This window comes from Pseudonocardia sp. P-1 (assembly GCF_058111925.1).
Genome location: NZ_CM176614.1, coordinates 2,028,115 through 2,045,210 on the forward strand (window position 1 = coordinate 2,028,115; position 17,096 = coordinate 2,045,210).

The window sequence follows — 17,096 nt, forward strand, 5'->3', positions numbered from 1 at the left end:
GCCGACGGAGCTCGCTGCCGACGGAGCGTGCCCGACGGAGCGCAGCCGGCCCGTCGGAGCGCAGTTCGCCCGTCGGAGCGCGCCGTCACCCCGCGGCGGCCCCGGCGAGGAACGCGTCGAGCTCCGCCCGGGTCGGCGCGGTGGCCGGCCCGTACCGGGTGACCGCGAGCGCCGCGGCCGCGCCGGCCCGCGCGACCGCCTCGGACCATGCCGTGCCGCGCAGCAGCTCCGCGGCCAGGACCCCGCAGTGGGCGTCCCCGGCCCCGTTGGTGTCGACGGCGTCGACCACCGGCGCCGGGACGGCCTCCACCGCCCCGTCGCGGACGACCACGCAGCCGGCGGCACCGTCGCGGACGACCACGGCCGCGTCGTCGCGCAACCGCCGGGCCAGGGTCCCGGCGGCACGCGCCGCGGTCGGCTCCCCGGTGAGCAGCCGCGCCTCCCGCGCGTTGGTGCTCAGCACCCCGGTGGCGGCGAGCATCCGCTCCCACAGCGCGTCCGGCACGTCCGTGACCAGGGGCCCCGGATCGAGCAGGACCGTCGCCGACGACTCCTCGGCCGCGGCGACCAGCGACGCGGCCTTGTCCGGGACGAGCAGGCTGTAGCCGGAGACGTAGAGCACGTCGTCGGCGGTGGTCGACGGGAGCCCGGCGGGCGGCGCGGTCTCGACCCCGCTGCCGGTGACGAAGGTCCGTTCCCCGGACCGGTCGACCAGGGTCACGCAGACGCCGGTGTCGCCGCCGGGATCGGGCGGCGCGGTCGCCGTGACGCCCTCCGCGGCCAGCGCGGCCCGCACGAGGTCACCGTGCGGACCGGTGCCGTGCCCGCCGGCGTAGAGGACCTCGGCCCCGGCCCGGGCGGCCGCGGCGACGACGTTGAACCCGCCGCCGGGCAGCATCGTCGTGCCGGTGGCGAGCACGTCCCCGCCGGGCGGGGGCAGCGCGGGCACCCGCATGACCAGGTCGACCAGGACCTGTCCGGAGTGGACGAGCCTGCCGGTCACCGCTGCTCCCGGGCCCCGCCCAGCGCGGCGTACACCCCGGCGGCGACGACGAAGGTGATCACCCAGGCCAGCCCGTTCTCGCCGAACCAGGTGCCGGCCAGCGGCCCGGTGAACCACGGCTGCGCCGACGGCCCGACGGTGGCGAACAGGTAGCCGACGACGATCGCCAGCGCCCAGGCCGCCGTCGCCCGCGGCTCGATCCCGCCGCGGTACCAGTAGCCGCTGCCGCGCGAGGTGTCCATCAGGGCCACCGGGTCGTAGTGGCGGCGACGCAGCATGTCGACGGCGAACACCCCGACCCAGGCGGTGATCGGGACGGCGAGGGCGCTGATGAAGGCGATGAACGGCGGGTAGAACCCGTCGGCGATCAGCATGAAGTAGATCGCGCCGGCGAAGGTCACCAGCACGTCGACGACGACGGCGTACACCCGCGGCAGCCGCACGCCCAGGGTCAGGGTGGTCAGCCCGGCCGAGTAGACCGACAGGTGGTTGGACAGCAGCAGCCCGCCGAACGCGGCGACCAGGTACGGGATCGCCATCCACGCGGGGAGCAGGTCGCGGATCGCGGCGACCGGGTCGTCCGCGGTGGCCAGGGTCGGGTCCCCGGCGGCGAGCAGGCTGCCCAGCGAGATCAGCAGGACCAGCGGGATGCCCGCGCCGGCCGCGGCCGAGGCGACCAGCGACCCGGCGCGCACCGACGGGGACTGGTAGCGGGACATGTCGGCCGAGGCGTTGGCCCAGCCGATGCCGGTCCCGGCGGCGATCACCCCGACCGCGGCGACGACCGCACCCGACGGCGCGGGGGCGGCCGCGGCGACCGCGGCCCAGTCGACGGTGGCGACCAGGAACCCGCCGACGACGATGTTCAGCGCACCGAACACCCAGGTCGCCCAGCGCTGCACCGCGACGAGCACGGCGTGCCCCAGCCCGGCGACGAGCACCGTGCACAGCACGAACACCGCGATGCAGGCGATCGTGATCACCGGGTGGTCCTTCGCCGACGGGCTGGTGCCCGCGACGATCGTGACCAGCGACAGCAACGCGAACGCGGCCGTGGTGGTGTTCACCGTCTCCCAGCCCAGCCGCGACAGCAGCGACACCAGGGTCGGTCCGATGTTGCCGCGGGCGCCGAACACCGCGCGCGACAGGGTCAGGCCGGGCGCCCCGCCGCGCCGACCGGCGATCGACACCGCGCCGACGATCGCGAACGACCCGACGCTGCCGAGCACCGCGGCGAGCACGGCCTGGGTGATGTTCAGCCCGGACGCGACCAGGGTCGCGCCGAGCGGGAGGCCGAGGATGGAGATGTTCGCGGCGAACCAGACCCAGAAGAGCTGGCCGGGCCGGCCGTGGCGCTCGGCGACGGGGACCGGTTCGATGCCCCGGGTCTCGAGGGCGCCGCCCTCGGCGGTGGTACCGGTGTCGGTGGTGCTGGTGGCCATGGCGGCCTCCGTTCAGGAGGTGGACCGGAGGTGGAGCAGTCCCTCGACCACGTCGTCGAGGGGGTCGAGCAGGGGTGCGTTGACCCGGCGGACGGTGCCCACGAGGTCGGCGGGCAGTGCGGCGGCGCCGTGCACCGCCCCGAGGACCGCGCCGCAGATGGCGGCGACGGTGTCGGTGTCACCACCCAGCGAGGCGGCGGTGACCAGCGCGGCCCGCGGGTCGTCGCCGAGGGCGGCGGCGAGCCCGAGGGCGGCGACGACGGACTCGGTCGCGGTGACCGAGGTGCCGACGACGCCGACAAGGGTGTCGGCGAGCGCGGCCCGGCCGAGCCCGGGCAGGACCCGGAACGCGACGTCGAGGCGGGCGGCGACGTCGGCACCGGCCGCCCAGCCGCCGCGTCGCGCACCGGCCCGGGCGGCGTCGAGCGCGGCGTCCAGCGCGGCAGGGAGCCCCGCGCCGGACACCCCGGCCGACACCGCGGCGGCCACCGCGGCGGCGGCCGCGATCCCGGGTGCGGTGTGGTGGGTGACGACCGCCGACTCGACGACGGCGTCGAGGAGCCGCGGGCCGGCGTACGCGATGCCGGCGGGCGCGACACGCATCGCGGCGCCGTTGGTGACGCCGTCGCGGCCGGCGATCTCGGGGGGCTCGCCGTCCGCGAGCCGGGTCAGGGCCCGGCGGGTGGAGGGGCCGAGCAGGTCCAGCGACCCGCGCCGGATCATGTCCTGCTCCCACTTCTCCAGGGAGGAGGCGAACACCCGGGGCGGGACCCGGCCGTCGTGGTCGAGCAGGATCCGGGCGAGCAGCAGCGCCTGCTCGGTGTCGTCGGTGACGGTGCCGGCGGGGAGCTTCGGGGCGATCGGCTGGTCGTCGGCGCCGTCGAGGAGCCGGTCGACGACGCCGTAGCGCTCGGCGATCGCCGACCGGGACAGCGACTGGGTGGGCATGCCGAGCGCGTCGCCGACGGCCAGGCCGAGCAGCGCGCCGAGCGCGCGGTCGCGGGCCGGGTTCACCGCCCGCCGCCGAACTCGAGGTGGAACCGGAAGCGCTGCGGGTCCAGGAGGCTGACCACGTGCTCGACGAGCCCGCCGGTCGCGTCCCGGGTGACCCGCACGGCCTGCAGGAACGGCTCGCCGGGGGCGCGTTCGAGGGTGGCGGCGTCCGCGGCGCCGAGCGGGGCCACCGAGATCCACTGCTCCCCCCCGACGCCGGTCAGCCCGGTGGCGGCGAGGGTGGCGGTGATCGAGCCGTCGACCAGCCCGGTCGCGGGCAGCTGCGCCAGCGCGCCGGTCGCGGGCAGCGACGCCGTCTCCAGCGACACCGGAACGGTCCCGGCCCGGCGCAGCCGGCGCACGGTGACCAGCGGCCCCTCGTACCCGGTGGGGCCGGGGTCGCCGCCGGGCGAGATGCCGAGCAGCTCGGTGCTCACGGCCGCGCCGGACGCGGCGAGCGCCTGCGCCCAGCCGAGCCGCTGGTCCAGCGGGGACCCGTCGAAAGTCACGAACGACCCGACGCCGGTCTCGGTGGTGATCAGGTCGCGACGGGCCAGCTCGGCCAGTGCGCTGCGGACGGTGCCGCGGGAGACGGCGTAGGTGCGGGCGAGCTGGTTCTCCCCCGGGAGCTGCTCGCCGTGCGGCAACCGGCCGGAGCGGATCCGCCCGGCGAGGTCCTCGACGAGGCGCGCCCTCTTGGAGCGCCCACCCTGTTCAGACATGTACAAACATGTACAGCACAGGGTCGGCCGCGTCCACCCCCCGTCCCGGACGCCCGGCGCCCCGTGATCCAGCTGCGCGGAGCCGGGCGCATCCTCCGGGGACCCCGCACTCCTCGGAGGAGGACCACGTGGACACCCGGCCCGCGGACACGACGACGACCCGCGTGCCGGCGCGGCACGCGGGTCCCGGTCGTACTGCCTCAGCCGGCGAGCAGCGCCCCCGCCCCGGGCACCCGTGGCTCCAGCCCGAGCCCGGTGAGGATGCGGTGCGTGGTCGCGGTGGCGGCGGACAGGACCGGGATGCCGGCCTCGTCCTGCACCGCCTCGATCGACGGCAGCGACGGCATCTGCACGCACGCGCTGAGCACCAGCGCGTCGGCGCCGGTCAGGTCCAGCCTGCGCCAGTGCTCGCGCAGGTCGGCCGGATCGAGCCGGGCGACGGCGAGGTTGTCGGGCACCTGCAGCGACAGCGAGTCGACGACCTCGACCCCCGCGTCCTCGATGTAGTCCACGACCGCCTTCGTCAGCGGCTCCATGTACGGGGTGATGATCGCGACCCGCGTCGCACCGAGCGCGGCGATCCCCGACAGCAGCGCTCCGGCGCTGGAGACGACGGGGGCGTCGGAGCCCTCCGCCCGCAGCGCGGCGGTGATGTCGTCCTCGGCGGTGCAGTGGTAGCCGGGGCCCTGCGCCATGATCGCAACCAGGCAGGCCGTCGCGACGACGTCCGGCCGGGCGTCGGCCAGCTCGGCCGCGGCCCGCTGGGCCTGGGCGTTCATCGCGCGCAGCTGCTCGGGGGTCACGTGCTGCATCCGGGCCCGCGCCGCGTGGAAGACGAACCGGTCCTCGGGCAGCACGTCCTCCCGGGCGCGCAGCATCCGCGGGAGCTCGGTCTCCATCGTGAGATTCGACGACGGGACGATCATCCCGATGTGGTGGTCGCGCGTCATCGGCGCGCCACCGGCTTCATCTCCGGCACGGTCAGCTCACCGGCGTCGACGATCAGCTCGTCGTCGAGGAACAGGGAGTTGCCGCGCATCGGGATGTCGAAGTGACAGGCGGTGTCGTTCGGGCCGCCGAGCTCGTTGTTCGGGCCGATGGAGAACATGACGTTGCCGTAGAAGCTGCGCAGCTCCATGCCCATGCCGCCGCCGAACTGCGTCAGGCCGTGCCAGTGGGCGCGCTCGTCGAGGCCCCAGCCGACGTGGCTCATGCCGTAGCCGCGCGGGTCGTCGAAGGACTCGATGTAGGAGCGGAGCAGGTCCGCGTCGAGACCGGAGGAGCCGGCGCCGCCGCGGATGTCGCGGATGAAGCCCTGCTCGATGGTGATCTCCACCGGGGTCTGCACGTAGGTGTTGAACGGCAGCAGCACGTCCCCGGGGGCGAGGACGATCTTCCCGTCGACACCGTCGTCGGAACCGCCGGTGAACACGAACGCCGCGGGCCAGTGGTCCCAGCGACCGGGGGTGTCGGTGTAGCCGTACTCGCTCAGCGTCGGGTACATGCCGAGCTGGTAGGTCACGTCGGTGCCGTGCGGGCTGGTGATCCGCATGGTCGAGGCCTTGGCCAGCAGCTCCGCGCCGGTCTCGACGCGCTCGCGCAGCTCGGTGGTCGGCATCAGCCGGGCCAGCAGCTCGGGCGGCTCGACCGCGGTGAGGATGCGGGTGCCCGCGTCCTGGATGGCGAACTGCTCGGCGCTGAACAGCAGGAACGTGCAGTCCACGACCATGTCCGCGGCCTTGAGGGCGTCCACGGCCAGGGGGATGTTCCCCAGGCCGGAGTCGCCGACCGCCCAGGCGCCGCCCGCGCTCGCCGGCGACGGCAGCCGCATGTGGTAGCCGGTCGCGCCCAGCTTCTGGATCGCCCAGAGGAACGCGTCGGCGTACTCGGTCCGTTCCGCGCCCCGGGTGAGCACGACGACCGTCTCCCCCTCGTGCACGCCCGACAGCGTCAGCTGCTGCAGGCAGATGTCGTTGAACAGGTTCTGGTCCATCGCGCACCTCCGTGTCTCGTCCTATTAATCCGAGCACGTACTATCCGGATACGCAAGACCTTCGGACGAGCGGAAACGGCACCGTCACACGGGGCGGATCAGCCGGGGGCGCCGTCGCAGACGGACTTCAGCGACCGCCCGAGGGCGTTGCGGTGGACCTCGTCGAGCCCCTGCGCCTGCTCGACCGCGGCCTGGGCCAGGGTCGACGGGCACTCCTCGTTCGCCCGGGCCGGTCCGGCCAGCTTCAGGGCGGCCACGAGCTCGTCGCCGATCCGGTCGAGCTGCGGCCGCACCCGGGCCAGCTCGGGCCGCTGCGCCGGACGCGTGTCGGGCCGGTCGGTCCACTGCCGGATCAGGTCGTTCTGCACCTGGGTGCTCGCCGCGATCTGGTCGGCGACGATCCGGGCCGTCCAGTCGGGGTCGACGCCGTCGCGGGTCGCGTCCGCCCGCGCCTGCGCGACGACGGCCGCCTCCCGCGCCGGGTCGGTGACGGCCGCCCCGGTCCCGAACTTCGCCGCGGCGACCTGGTCGGAGACCTGGGCGCGCTGCGCGGACAGCTGCACGACCCGGACGAGCCCGTCGGCCGGGGACGCGCCGGGCGGCCCCTCGGTCAGCGGGAGGGGCTGGTCGCCGCACCCGGCCAGCAGTCCCAGGACCAGGAGCGACCCGGCCAGTGCGGTACCGCGTGTGCCGATCACAGCGGCGAGCCTACGACCGCAGCGGTCGCGCCCCACCGCCGCCTGCGGCGATGCTGGCGGGCGTGGACACCGCGGTCATCCTGGAAGTGGCGCTGAACGGCACGACGACGCGGGAGCGCAACCCGCGCGTGCCCCGCACCCCGGCGGAGGTGGCCGACCAGGCCGTCGACGTGCTCGACGCGGGCGCGGCGATCGTGCACCACCACAACGACGAGCCGATGTTCACCGTCGACGGGGTGCACGCCGTCGAGCCGTACCTGGCGGCCTGGGACCCGGTCCTGGCCGCGCACCCCGACGCACTGCTCTACCCGACGATGGCGGCCGGGGCCCGCGACATCCCGGTGACCCGGCGGTGGGCGCACGTCGAGGAGCTGGGCCGGCGCGGACACATGACACTGGTCGACCCCGGCTCGGTCAACGTCGGCCTGCTCGACGACGGCACCTGCCCGGACGCGGCGGCGCCGGAGCCGTACCAGAACTCCTTCGCCGACACCGAGTACATGTTCGCCCGCACCGCCGAGCTGGGCGCCGCCCCGAGCATCTCGATCTTCGAGCCGGGGTTCCTGCGCACCACGCTGACCCTGCACCGGCACGGGAGGGTCCCGCGGGGGGCGATCGTGAAGCTGTACTTCGCCGACCGGCTGCAGTTCGGGCTGCCGCCGACGCCCGCCGCGCTGGAGGCCTACCTGGAACTGCTGGAGCCCTCGGGCCTGCCGTGGTCGGTGGCCGTGCTGGGCGGTGACGTCGTCGCCTCCGGGCTGGCCGAGCTGGCGGTGCGCCGCGGCGGGCACCTGCGGGTCGGCCTGGAGGACTTCGACGACGGCCGGGGCACGGCGCCGTCGAACCGGGAGCTGCTCGACGGCGCCCTGCGCGTGCTGGACCGGGTGGGCGCGACACCGGCCTCCCCCGCGGCCGCCCGCGACATTCTCGGAATCCGGCCCCGCGGGTGATCCTTTCGCCGTGACACACCACGGGGGCGCGTTTCCGGTCGACCCGGACACGCACCCCCGCGGAGAATTCGACGACGCCGGCCGTCACCCGGTCCGCGGATGTCCGCGGCCGGGTCCGGCCGGCCCGGTCAGAACCAGGCTTTCCGCCCGCCCACCGGCCGTCCGATCGCTCCCAGGATCAACAGGACCACACCGACGATGACCAGCAGACCACCGAGGTAGTAGAGAATGGAGATGCTGGTGAAATACCCCACCAGCAGCAGGATCAGACCGAGAATGATCATTTCGTGTCCCTCCCAGGAATGTGAGGAGAAAGTACTCACGTCCGGGGGACTCCGCAGTGCGGGAATCGATTCCGATGTTCGAGTCGTGACCTGCCGTGCGCCGGACGGTGCGCGGGGACCGTCACACGCCGGAACGGTTCGGTCCGCCACCGGAGGGGAACACGGCCCTCGCACCCGAGCGCGAGGAGGACCACATGGGCCGCACCGTGGCCGACCAGATGATCGAGCTGCTGCACCAGGCCGGCGTCGAACGGATCTACGGCCTGGTCGGTGACAGCCTCAACCCGATCGCGGACGCGATCCGCCGCGACGGCCGCATCCGGTGGGTGCACGTGCACAACGAGGAGGCCGCCGCGCTCGCGGCCGCCGCGGAGGCCCAGCTCACCGGGCGGCTCGCGGTCTGTGCCGGCAGCTGCGGCCCCGGCAACACGCACCTGATCCAGGGCCTGATGGACGCCCACCGCACCGGTGCGCCGGTGCTGGCGATCGCCTCGCACATCCCCTCGGTCCAGATCGGCACCGGCTACTTCCAGGAGACCCACCCGGAGCGGCTGTTCACCGAGTGCTCGGCGTACTGCGAGCTGATCTCGCGGCCCGAGCAGATGCCCCGGATGCAGCGGATCGCGATGCAGACCGCGCTCGCCGAGTCCGACGTGGCGGTGCTGGTCCTGCCCGGCGACGTCAGCGCGCTCGACGCCCCGAACGACACCGGCACCTCGCACCTGTCCCCGCCCACCGGCGTCGTGGCGCCGTCCGAGGACCAGGTGGCCGAGCTGGCCCGGCTCGTCGACGCCGCGGACACCGTGACGCTGTTCGTCGGCGCCGGGATCGAGCACGCCCGCGAGCAGGTGCTCGCCCTCGCCGAGAAGGTGAAGGCGCCGATCGGCCACTCGCTGCGCGGCAAGGAGTGGATCCAGTACGACAACGCCCACGACGTCGGCATGTCCGGGCTGCTCGGCTACGGCGCCTGCTACGAGGCGACGCACGAGGCCGACCTGCTCGTCCTGATCGGCACCGACTTCCCCTACGACTCGTTCCTGCCGCAGGCGCGGACCGTGCAGATCGACACCGACCCCGCGCGCCTGGGGCGTCGCACGCTGCTGGAGCTGGGTGTGCACGGCGACGCCGCGTCCACCCTGGACGCGCTGCTGCCGCGGATCGCGGAGAAGACCGACCGCTCCTTCCTGGACCGGATGCTGCGCAGGCACGCCGAGGCGCTGGAGAAGGTGGTCGGCGCCTACACCCGCAAGGTCTCCGACCTGCGCCCGATCCACCCCGAGCACGTCGCGGCGGTCCTCGACGAGGAGATGGCCGACGACGCCGTCGCCACCGTCGACACCGGCATGTGCAACGTGTGGGCGGCCCGCTACCTGTCCCCCAACGGCCGGCGCCGGATCATCGGCTCCTACCGGCACGGGACGATGGCGAACGCCCTGCCGCACGCGATCGGCGCCCAGTTCGCGTACCCGGACCGGCAGGTGGTGTCGCTGTCCGGCGACGGCGGGCTGACGATGCTGCTCGGCGAGCTGCTGACCGCGGCCGAGCACGACCTGCCGCTCACCGTCGTCGCGTTCAACAACGGGTCGCTGGGCATGATCCGGCTGGAGATGATGGTGGCGGGCTACCCGTCGTTCCAGACCGACCACGGCCCGGCCGACCTGGCCGGGATCGCCCGCGCCGCCGGGCTGTACGCCGAGGCCGTCGACGACCCGTCCGACGTGCGCGCCGCGCTGCGCCGGGCGCTGGACCACCGCGGTCCGGCGCTGGTCGACGTGCGCACCGACCCGAACGCGCTGTCCATCCCGCCGCACATCACCGCCGCGCAGGTCCGCGGGTTCGCACTCGCCGCGACCCGCACGGTGCTCGACGGCGGCGTCGGGAAGATGGTCGAGCTGGCGCGCAGCAACCTGCGGTCGATCCCCCGGCCCTGAGCGGGGCGGGTCAGCCGGCGCGTGCGGCGAGCCCGGGGGCCGAGACCGCGTGGTCGAGCGCGATCGCGGCGGCACCCCGGAGCACGCCGTCCTCGCCGTGCGCGTCGTCGTGCACCGGCGGCGCGACGGCGCGGCGGAAGGCCATCAGCCCGGCGTCGTAGGCGACGGCGAACGCCTCGGGCGCCGCGGCCCGCAGCGCGGGCCCGAGCCCGGCCAGCACGACGACCTCCGGGTCGTGCGCGTTGACCAGCCCGGCGACGCCGCGGGCCAGTGCCGCCGACGCGCCCGTGACCGCGGCCGACGGTCCGGGCTCACCCGCCGCGGCACGGTCGAGCACCGCGCGGGCGTAGCTGTAGGGGGTGTCCGGCTCCGGCTCGCCCAGCATCCGGGCGAGCGCCCGGCCGTCGACCCCGGTGGTCCAGCAGCCGCGGGCACCGCAGGCGCACCGGGCGGCCGGATCGCCGAAGGGCAGGTGCCCCAGTTCCCCCGCCGCGCCGCGGGCGCCGGTCTGGGCCCGCCCCCGAGCAGCAGCGCACCGCCGATGCCCACCTCGACGGTGAGGAACAGCGCGGTGCCCGCGCCGGCCGCGGCCCCGTCCCGGACCTCGGCGACCCCGGCCAGGTTCGCGTCGTTGCCGACCAGTACGGGCAGGCCCAGCCCGGCGCCGATCCGGCGCACGTCGAGCGGGCTCCAGCCCTGCCCGCCGCCCGTCTCGGCCAGGTACTCGTCGACGACGGTCGCCGCGACCCCGATCCCGACCGCCACGACCGGTCCGGGCGCGTCCGCGACCAGCTCACCGACCACCCCGGCCAGCTCCGCGGCGACGGCGTCGGGGTCGCGACGGCGGTGCCGCCCCGAGCGCACCGCGACCGGGGCCCCGTCGAGCCCGGCGAACCCGGCCCGCCAGCCCTCGAACCGCACGTCGACGGCGACGACGCCCGGCCCGTCCGGGTTGGGCGTCAGGGTCGTGGTCGGTCGCCCGCGCCCGCCGCAGGGGGCACGCTCCTCGGTGACCCAGCCGAGGTCGCGCAGCCGGGCCGCGATCTCGGTGGCCGAGCCGCTGGCCAGGCGCAGCCGCCGGGCGAGCTCGACGCGGGTGAGGCCGGGTTCGCGGCGGACCTCGTCCAGGACCTCGGCGGTGGCGCGCCAGCGGTCGGTCTCGGCGCGCCCGGGCGCCTCCGTGCCGGAACGTGAACCGGCCGACATCGACGTCATCCGGTTTGACACCTCCGGCCTCCCGAGATTTATCCTCGTGTCACGATGAAAAAGGCTCTCACCCCGTCCCAGTCTTCCACCACCGGGCCCGCGCTCGCCGCGATGGCCCTCGGCGGTCTGGCCATCGGCACCACCGAGTTCGCCTCGATGGGTCTGCTGCCTGCCTTCGCCGCCGACCTCGGTGCCACCGTGCCGCAGGCCGGCACGGCCATCAGCGCCTACGCGCTCGGCGTCGTCGTCGGCGCGCCGGTGCTCGCCGTGCTCGGCGCGCGGTGGCCCCGCAAGCACCTCGTCCTGGCCCTGGCGGGCGCGCTGGCGGTGACCAACGTGCTGTCGGCGTTCGCCCCGACGTTCGGCACCTTCGTCGCCACCCGGTTCCTGGCCGGGCTGCCGCACGGCGCCTACTTCGGCACGGCCTCGGTGCTCGCCGCCTCCCTGGTCCCCCGCGAGCGGCGGCCACGGGCGATCGCGACGGTGATGAGCGGGCTGATGATCGCCAACATCGTCGGCGTCCCGGGCGCGACCTGGCTCGGGCAGAACGCGGGCTGGTCCGCGGCCTACCTGACCGTCGGCGCCGTCGCGGCGCTCACGATGCTGGCCGTCTGGCGACTGGTCCCCGACGTCCGCGACGAGCGCCGCGGCTCGGTGCTGGGTGAGCTGTCGGCGCTGCGCCGCGGCCAGGTCTGGATCACGATGGCGGTCATCGCGACCGGGTTCGGCGGCTCGTTCGCCGTGTACAGCTACATCACCCCGGTGCTCACCGAGGTGTCCGGGCTCGCCACCGCGGCCGTGCCGCTCGCACTGGCCGTGTTCGGGCTCGGGATGACGCTGGGCAACCAGGTCGGCGGCCGGCTCGCCGAGGCTGCGCCGGTCCGCACGATCGCCTCGGGGCTCGCCGCCGCCGCGGTGTCGATGGCCCTGTTCGCACTCACCGCGTCCTCGCCGGTGTTCGCGCTGGTCACGCTGTTCGCACTGGCGTTCACCACCACCGCGACCACCCCGGCGCTGGCGACCCGGCTGATGGACGCCGGTCGCGAGGGTCCGACCCTGGGCGCGGCACTGCACCACGCCGCGTTCAACGTGTCCAACGCCCTCGGGGCCGCGCTGGGCGCCCTGGTCCTGGCCGCCGGATGGGGCTGGACCGCGCCCGCCGCGGTCGCCACCGTGCTGCCGCTGCTGGGGCTGGCCGCGTTGGGTGTGGCGGTCCGGATGGAGCGCTCCGAGCGGCGTGAGGAGCTCGCCCTGGCCGCCTGAGGACCGCCTGGTAGGTCACACAAGCGAGAGGTGTCGATCAGATCACCTCCGGGAAGCCTGCCCTCGAGTTGATCGTTGCGTAAGACAACGATCCCGTCGAGAGGAGCCCGGACATGTCCGCCGATCCGGACAGCGCCACCGCGCCGCGCAACGGTGCCGCCACGCAGAGCGGGGCCGCGCTGCACAGCGACGTCGAGGAGCTCCTCGACGCCCTCGCCGCCGACCGCGGCCGCGAGGCCCTGGTGCACCGCGACCGCAGGATCACCGCGGGCGAGCTCGTGGACTCCGTGCACCGGCTCGCCCACGCCCTCGACGGCCGGGCCGAGCCGGGCCGGGTCGTGGCGCTGCTGGCCGGCAACACGCCCGAGGCGGTCGTCGCGCGGCTCGCGGTGACGCTGCTCGGGGCGGGCATCGCCCAGCCGCACGAGGGCCTGTCCGCCGCCGCGCAGGCCCGCATCGTCGACGACGTCGAGGCGCCGCTCGTCCTCGCCGACGCCGACGCCGCGGCGGCCGCCGAGCCCGTCCTCGCGCTGGTCCCCGGCGTCGACGTGCTCTGGCTCGGCCCGCACGGCACCGACACCGACGTGACGGCCGAGGCCGCGACGGCGTCCACCGAGCCGGTCCGGGGCCGCGCCCGGCCGGACGCCATCGAGCAGATCCGGCACACCGGCGGCACCACCGGCCACCCGAAGGGCATCACCTACACCTTCGACCACCACCGTCGCGGTGCCGCGATGCGCCGCGGGACAGGCGGGTTCGGCAGCGGCGACGCCGGCGCGCGCCTGCTCGTCGCCACGCCGGTCGCCCACGTCGGCGGGTCGCTCGCCGACCGCACCCTCACCGACGGCGGCACCGTCGTCCTGCAGGACGGCTTCGAGCCCGGCGCCTACCTCGCCGCCGTCGAGCGGGAGCGCATCACCCACGGCTTCCTGCTGCCGCCGCTGATCTACCGCCTGCTCGACCACCCCGACCTGGACCGGACCGACCTGTCGTCGCTGCGGTCGCTGGTCTACGGCGGTGCCCCCGCCAACCCGCGGCGCATCGCCGAGGCGCTGCGCCGGATCGGCCCGGTGTTCACCCAGTTCTACGGCCAGACCGAGGCCGGCGGGATCAGCGTGCTCACCGCCGAGGAGCACCGCAACCCCGACCTGCTCGGCACCGTCGGGCGGCCGATCCCCACCACCACGATCGCGATCACCGACGCCGACGGCCGCCCCGTCGCCCCGGGCGGGCGCGGCGAGCTGTGGGTGCACACCGGCATGGAGATGGACGGCTACTGGAAGCAGCCGGAGCTGACCGCCGCCACCGTCGTCGACGGGTGGGTGCGGACCGGCGACGTCGCCCGCCAGGACGCCGACGGCTACCTGCACCTGCTCGACCGGGTCAAGGACATGATCGTCGTCGTGGGCGGGCACGTGTACACCTCCGAGCTGGAGGACCTGCTCATGGAGCACCCGGCCGTCCGGCACGCCGCGGTCTTCGGGGTGCCCGACGACGACGGCACCGAGACCGTGCACGCCGCCGTCGTCACCGACTCCCCGGCGCCGAGCCCGGACGAGCTGACCGGCCTGGTCGCCGACCGCGCCGGCGCGATGTACGTGCCGGACACCGTGGAGTTCGTCGGGCGGATCCCGCTGACCGGGATCGGCAAGACCGACAAGAAGCGGCTGCGCGCCGAGCTCGTCGGTCAGCCGCGCTGACGGACCGCCTCGTAGAGCACCACGGCCGCGGCGATCGAGGCGTTGAGCGAGTTGACCCGCCCGCGCATCGGGATGACCACCGTGGCGTCGGCCCGGTCGAGCCACGCGTCGGTCACCCCGGTGGCCTCGGTCCCGATGACCAGCGCGGTCGGCCCGGTCAGGTCGGTGCCGGCGAGCCCGGTCGTCCCGGCCGGGGTGGTGACGAGGGTGGCGATGCCGCGCCGGTCGAGCCAGTCGAGGACCTCGGTGGTGGACGCGGACGCGACCGGCACCGCGAACACCGTCCCCTTCGACGCCCGCACCACGTTGGGGTTGGCGAAGTCGGTGCCGCCGCTCTCCGGGGTCGCGATCACCACCGCGTCCACCCCGCACGCCTCGGCGGTGCGCAGCATCGCCCCGACGTTGCCGGGCTTCTCGACACCCTCGGCGACGAGCACGAGCGGGTCCGGGCCGAGGTCCAGCTCGTCGAGCGGGCGGCCGGGGGCCGGGGCCACGGCGAGCCAGCCGTCCGGGGACTCGCGGTAGGCGATCCGGGCGAACACCTCGCGGGTCACCGAGAACACCCGCGCCGACGGCATCCGGGCCAGCAGCGCCTCCGACCGCACGAGGTCCGGCGCCCAGTACACCTCGGTCGGCTCGACGCCGGCGTCGAGCGCGAGCGCCAGCTCGTCGTGCCCCTCGATCACGGTGACGGCCGCCGCGTCGCGGTGGCGGCGGGTGCGCAGCCGGACCAGGTTCTTGACACGCGGGTTGGCGGTACTGGTCAGGTCGGGCACCCGACGAGCCTAGGACGGCGGGGCGTCCGAGGACCGGCCGGGACCGGGTGCCCCGTCCGGGTCTCCGGAGCGGACCGCGAGCCACCCGGCGGTGACCGCGGCCACGGCGGCGAGCACCGCCAGCGGGGCGGCGAGCGCCGTCGTCGCGACGAATGCGGTGGCCAGCCACGGCGCGGCGAACCCGGAGTAGGCGGCGGTGTAGAACAGCCCGTTCACCGCGCCCCGCCCGGACGCCGGCGCCAGCCGGCCGACGCGGGTGAGCCCGGCGTTGAGGCAGAGCCCGCCGCCCGCACCGAACAGCACCCCGGCCACCGCGACACCCGCGACCGCGGCCGGCCCGGGCGGCGCGAGCAGCGCGGTGACCGTCGCGGCGGCGGCCCCGAGGGCGCCCAGCCCGGCCCCGGCGGGCCCGGTGCGGCGGCCGAGGCGGTGCGCGAAGGGCTGCACCAGCGTCCCGGTGCCCAGGGTCAGCGCGGCGAGCAGCCCGGTGAACGCGACCGCGCCGGAGATCCCGGGCAGCAGCAGCGGCAGCACGGTCACCGCGACCGACGGGAACGCGTACACGCACACCGCGGTCGGCACGACCACCCGCACGAACACCCGCCGCGCGGCCGGGGTCAGGCCCGGCCGGGGCAGCAGGCCGCGGGACGGCGGCCCGGCCGGGCGGGTTCCCGTCCCGACGGTGGCGAGCACCGCGGCGACCGCCACCACCACCAGGGCCACGTGCACGAGGTAGGGCAGGGCGAGCGGCAGCGGCCCGGAGGTCGCGAGCAGCCCGGAGGTCAGCGGCCCGAGGCAGAAGCCGGCGGTCTGGGCGACCGACGCCGCCCGCGCGGCCCGCGGCGCGCCGTCCGGCCCGGCGAGGTCCTGCAGCCAGGCGCTGCCCACCGAGAACACCGCACCCGACGCCAGCCCCTGCAGGAACCGGGCCGCGAACAGCAGCCACAGCGCCGACGCCCCGCCGAGGAACAGCAGCGACGCCCCGGCGACCCCGGCGGCGACCGGCAGCAGCACCCGCACCCGCCCGAACCGGTCCGACGCCGGTCCGCCCAGCAGCAGCGACGGCGCCAGCCCGAGCGCGTACACCCCGAAGATCGCGGCGAGCGTGCTCGCCGACAGATCGAGCTCGGCCCGGTAGACCAGCAGCAGCGGGGTCGGGACGTTCGTGCCGAAGGCCGTCGCGAACAACAGCCCGCAGGCCGCGAGCCACGTCCGGTCCCCCCGGCCTCCCTGCCGCACCGTCGCATCCTGCCAGCCGGGGGTTACCTACCGGTAGCCTCCGCAGCGAGGACCGGCGACGAGGACGGAGTGACACGACATGGGTGAACCGACGGGGATCGCGCTCGAGGTGGCGGACGGGGTCGCGCGGCTGCGCCTGGACCGCCCGGAGGCGGCGAACGCGCTGCACGAGCCGATGTGGTTCGGGCTGCGCGACGCGGTGCGCGAGCTGGACGCCGACCCCGCCGTGCGGGTCGTGGTGATCAGCGGCAACGGGCGGCACTTCTGCTCGGGCATCGACGTGTCGATGCTGGGCGGGCTGCGCGAGACCGCGTCGGACGACTCGGTGGGGCACGGCGCCGACGCGCTGCGCCGCACCATCCTCGACCTGCAGGACTGCCTCACCGCGATCGAGCGCTGCCGGAAGCCGGTCGTCGCCGCGATCCAGGGCGTCTGCCTCGGGGCAGGCCTGGACCTGGCCGTCGCCTGCGACCTGCGCTACGCGACCGCCGACGCGTCCTTCGTGCTGAAGGAGGTCGACATGGGTCTGGCCGCCGACGTCGGCGTGCTGCAGCGGCTGCCGCGGATCGTCGGCGAGGGTGTGGCCCGCGAGATGGCCTACACCTGCCGGCCGGTGTCGGGCACCGAGGCGAAGGAGCTGCGCCTGGTCAACGGCGTGTACGCCGACGCCGACGCGCTGGAGGCGGGCGTCGCCGAGCTGGCCGCGTCGCTGGCCGCGAAGTCGCCGCTGGCCCTGCGCGGCACCAAGCACGCGATCACCTACGCCCGCGACCACTCGGTCGCCGACGGGCTCGACCAGATCGCCACCTGGAACGGCGGCCAGCTGGTCTCGGCCGACCTGACCGAGGCCGTCAGCGCGTTCATGGAGAAGCGCCAGGGCGTCTACCGGAACTGAC

The 17,096-nt window shown here is 75.4% G+C and carries 15 protein-coding genes and 1 pseudogene; 5 read left to right on the top strand and 11 right to left on the bottom strand.

The annotated features are described in order from the left end of the window. Positions 1 to 85: 85 nt before the first annotated feature. From AC0GKK_RS09690 to aroQ, 7 genes are all read right to left on the bottom strand, one after another. A complete protein-coding gene (locus AC0GKK_RS09690; protein ID WP_489883642.1) occupies positions 86 to 1,003 on the bottom strand; it encodes a PfkB family carbohydrate kinase in 918 nt (305 codons plus the stop codon). Beyond that, the gene (locus AC0GKK_RS09695; RefSeq protein WP_062400696.1) at positions 1,000 to 2,445 is read right to left on the bottom strand and encodes a purine-cytosine permease family protein; all 1,446 of its coding nucleotides are present in this window, start codon (positions 2,443 to 2,445) and stop codon (positions 1,000 to 1,002) included. Before AC0GKK_RS09695 ends, AC0GKK_RS09690 begins: the two co-directional genes overlap by 4 nt. Positions 2,446 to 2,457: 12 nt before the next feature. Further along, positions 2,458 to 3,459 carry an ADP-ribosylglycohydrolase family protein gene (locus AC0GKK_RS09700; protein WP_489883643.1) on the bottom strand — a complete coding sequence of 334 codons (1,002 nt, stop codon included), beginning with the start codon at positions 3,457 to 3,459 and terminating at the stop codon, positions 2,458 to 2,460. After that, the gene (locus AC0GKK_RS09705; protein ID WP_482636687.1) at positions 3,456 to 4,160 is read right to left on the bottom strand and encodes a GntR family transcriptional regulator; all 705 of its coding nucleotides are present in this window, start codon (positions 4,158 to 4,160) and stop codon (positions 3,456 to 3,458) included. The genes AC0GKK_RS09700 and AC0GKK_RS09705 overlap by 4 nt, the downstream gene beginning before the upstream one ends. Before the next feature lie 200 nt (positions 4,161 to 4,360). Beyond that, positions 4,361 to 5,110, bottom strand: coding sequence for a maleate cis-trans isomerase family protein (locus tag AC0GKK_RS09710; protein WP_208819858.1), 750 nt, complete (start codon positions 5,108 to 5,110; stop codon positions 4,361 to 4,363). Further along, the gene (locus AC0GKK_RS09715; RefSeq protein WP_062400690.1) at positions 5,107 to 6,153 is read right to left on the bottom strand and encodes a 2,5-dihydroxypyridine 5,6-dioxygenase NicX family protein; all 1,047 of its coding nucleotides are present in this window, start codon (positions 6,151 to 6,153) and stop codon (positions 5,107 to 5,109) included. The genes AC0GKK_RS09710 and AC0GKK_RS09715 overlap by 4 nt, the downstream gene beginning before the upstream one ends. A 98-nt stretch (positions 6,154 to 6,251) precedes the next feature. Then, positions 6,252 to 6,851 carry a gamma subclass chorismate mutase AroQ gene (aroQ, locus tag AC0GKK_RS09720; RefSeq protein WP_489883644.1) on the bottom strand — a complete coding sequence of 200 codons (600 nt, stop codon included), beginning with the start codon at positions 6,849 to 6,851 and terminating at the stop codon, positions 6,252 to 6,254. Positions 6,852 to 6,913: 62 nt separating this feature from the next. Here aroQ and AC0GKK_RS09725 point away from each other — a divergent pair, with 62 nt between their 5' ends. After that, the gene (locus tag AC0GKK_RS09725) at positions 6,914 to 7,801 is read left to right on the top strand and encodes a beta-keto acid cleavage family enzyme (RefSeq protein WP_489883645.1); all 888 of its coding nucleotides are present in this window, start codon (positions 6,914 to 6,916) and stop codon (positions 7,799 to 7,801) included. Positions 7,802 to 7,929: 128 nt separating this feature from the next. Here AC0GKK_RS09725 and AC0GKK_RS09730 read toward each other — a convergent pair whose 3' ends face one another. Beyond that, entirely contained in the window at positions 7,930 to 8,085 is a 156-nt protein-coding gene (locus AC0GKK_RS09730) for a hypothetical protein (RefSeq protein ID WP_178374212.1), read from the bottom strand. 194 nt (positions 8,086 to 8,279) lie between these two features. On the opposite strand from AC0GKK_RS09730, the gene AC0GKK_RS09735 reads away from it, so the two are divergent. Then, positions 8,280 to 10,016 (top strand): pyruvate dehydrogenase, encoded by a 1,737-nt coding sequence (locus tag AC0GKK_RS09735; RefSeq protein ID WP_346106885.1) that lies wholly within the window; start codon positions 8,280 to 8,282, stop codon positions 10,014 to 10,016. A gap of 10 nt (positions 10,017 to 10,026) precedes the next feature. Here AC0GKK_RS09735 and AC0GKK_RS09740 read toward each other — a convergent pair. Further along, positions 10,027 to 11,231 (bottom strand): annotated as a pseudogene (locus AC0GKK_RS09740) (ROK family transcriptional regulator). A gap of 45 nt (positions 11,232 to 11,276) precedes the next feature. On the opposite strand from AC0GKK_RS09740, the gene AC0GKK_RS09745 reads away from it, so the two are divergent. Together AC0GKK_RS09745 and AC0GKK_RS09750 are read left to right on the top strand one after the other, a co-directional pair. Next, complete coding sequence (locus AC0GKK_RS09745; protein ID WP_482636685.1) at positions 11,277 to 12,485, top strand: MFS transporter; 1,209 nt, start codon at positions 11,277 to 11,279, stop codon at positions 12,483 to 12,485. Positions 12,486 to 12,598: 113 nt separating this feature from the next. Beyond that, complete coding sequence (locus AC0GKK_RS09750; RefSeq protein ID WP_489883646.1) at positions 12,599 to 14,185, top strand: AMP-binding protein; 1,587 nt, start codon at positions 12,599 to 12,601, stop codon at positions 14,183 to 14,185. Here the strand turns inward: AC0GKK_RS09750 and AC0GKK_RS09755 are convergent. Then, complete coding sequence (locus AC0GKK_RS09755) at positions 14,173 to 14,961, bottom strand: TrmH family RNA methyltransferase (protein WP_489883647.1); 789 nt, start codon at positions 14,959 to 14,961, stop codon at positions 14,173 to 14,175. The genes AC0GKK_RS09750 and AC0GKK_RS09755 overlap by 13 nt on opposite strands. A 9-nt stretch (positions 14,962 to 14,970) precedes the next feature. Continuing rightward, a complete protein-coding gene (locus tag AC0GKK_RS09760) occupies positions 14,971 to 16,200 on the bottom strand; it encodes an MFS transporter (protein WP_489883648.1) in 1,230 nt (409 codons plus the stop codon). Positions 16,201 to 16,279: 79 nt separating this feature from the next. Between AC0GKK_RS09760 and AC0GKK_RS09765 the strand changes: the two genes are divergently transcribed. Next, positions 16,280 to 17,095, top strand: a complete 816-nt coding sequence (locus tag AC0GKK_RS09765) for a crotonase/enoyl-CoA hydratase family protein (RefSeq protein ID WP_489883649.1) — start codon at positions 16,280 to 16,282, stop codon at positions 17,093 to 17,095. Position 17,096 lies beyond the last annotated feature (1 nt).